Raw genomic sequence first — 1,872 nt, forward strand, 5'->3', positions numbered from 1 at the left:
CGTTCGGTCAAAAAGTAACCCGGATGCTTCCGCTTTCGTCCCCTCCCTGCCTACGGGGGGGGGCCGGGGGTGGGGTCATTCCCCCTGCTCCCCGGCCGCGGGCGCGCTGTCCTCCGCATCGGCTGTCCGCGTCGGGAACTGCCACACCCGCCGGCCGGCGTGCGCGGCCGCCTCGACCGGCGTCATTTCGGGCGGCGCCAGCGGAAGCTTCAGCGCCCAGCGACGCGTCAGGCGGTACCAGAGCCGGCGCCACAGCGGCCGTGCCTGCGTGACGCGCAGGCGCTCGATGACCCGCTCCAAGGGCACCGGCCGGCCCAGCGCCCGCACCAACTCGCGGTGATGGCGCGTCACGATGATGTACAAGTCTCCCTCGAACATGCCCGGGAAATCGCGCAGGAGCTTCTTCTCCCGGATCAACCGCACTGTCGGCATATATACCAGGTCGTACCAGCTCGCCGCGGCGCGAAACACAGAAACCGGCCGGCCGGTGGCATATTCCAGCCAGTAGGCATGGCCGGCGATATGCTCCTCCAGCACCCGGTACCCCGTCGCGTCCGAAAGCTCGATATTCACCTCCGGGCGCGATAGGTCGAGGTCGGTCTGCTCCAGGAACTCCGCGTAGGCCGCCTTGCACGGCACCCGCGCCAGGGGCAGATCCGGCCCCAGCGCCACGCGGCAGGGATACTCCACCACATGGGCTTCGACGGTTGCCGCGTCGAGCGCCCGCAGGACCGAGACCCGGTGGTTGCCGTCATTGACGAAGTAGATATCCCCGATCTTGAACAGCGAAACCGGGTCCGGGCCGTTCTCGACCACGTAGGCATAGACCCGGCACCAGCGCTCGCGCAGGTAGGACTGCCGCGGCAGGAAATTGCGCCAGAAATCGCCGACGCGGTCCACGCTCCCGACAATGGCGTCGAGGGGCACCTCCTGCACCCCGCGCTCTTCCCGGCGGAACAGCCCCAGCGTGCGCACCACGACGTTGAACGGCAGGAGCTCCGCCGGCAGGCCGCGCCATTCCCGCCGCATGGCGTAGCGCTCGCCGCGGCGCAGGGCTTTCATGAACGCGGCCTGGGCCTGGCTCCGCAGAGAAAATCCCACCTCATCCATCGCCGTCGCCCTGCTCCCGCAAGCCGTAGAGTTCGGTCAGCAGTTCATCGCTCAGCGGCGGCGGGCCTCCTCGCTCCCGCTGGGCCTTTCGGACAATGGCATCCAGGAACCAGTGCAGTTTGGCGCCCAGCAGGCCGGCCGCCATATAGACCAGCTTGCTCTCCAGGCCCGGCAGGATCACGTACTGTCCTCGCGCCACCCCGCGCAGTAACTGCCGTGCTACTTCCTCCGGGCGCATGACCTTGACATTGCCGGCCAATGCACGCGTCTCGGCCGGCTTGATTTTGTTCTCCTCCCACAACTGCGGCGTGTCGGTGTCCGGCGGGAAGAGGATGGACACCCGCACACCATACGGCTTCAGCTCGCTCCGCAGTACGTCGGTGAAGCCGCGCACGGCAAATTTGGACGCGCCGTAGGCGGTGTAACCGAAGACCCCGATAAAGCCGGCCACCGATGAGGTGTTGACGATATGCCCCTGCCGGCGGCGCATCATCAGCGGGGCGACCAGCTTGCACATGTGCAGGGTGCCGAAGAAATTGGTCTCCATGGTGCGGCGGAACACCTCCAACGGAAGCTCGTGAAAGTAGCCCGGGTGCGCGATGCCGGCGAAGTTGAACAGCAGGTCCGGCTCCCATCCTTCCCGCACCAGCTCCCGCACGACGGCCTGGGCCTGCGCGTAATCGGACACATCTGCCGGCCTCCCAATGAGCGTCTGCCCGGAAGGGTCTGCCGCAGAAGAACGTATCTCTTCCAGTGCTTCGT

The 1,872-nt window shown here is 67.0% G+C and carries 2 protein-coding genes; both read right to left on the minus strand.

The window, feature by feature from the left end; genetic code table 11:
* Positions 1-75: 75 nt before the first annotated feature.
* The gene (locus H5T60_14490) at positions 76-1,110 is read right to left on the minus strand and encodes a transcriptional regulator (protein MBC7243639.1); all 1,035 of its coding nucleotides are present in this window, start codon (positions 1,108-1,110) and stop codon (positions 76-78) included.
* Positions 1,103-1,872: SDR family oxidoreductase (locus H5T60_14495; GenBank protein ID MBC7243640.1), on the minus strand; the 770-nt coding region annotated here is incomplete at its 5' end. The genes H5T60_14495 and H5T60_14490, both read right to left, overlap by 8 nt.

Source organism: Anaerolineae bacterium (assembly GCA_014360855.1).
Classification (GTDB): domain Bacteria; phylum Chloroflexota; class Anaerolineae; order JACIWP01; family JACIWP01; genus JACIWP01.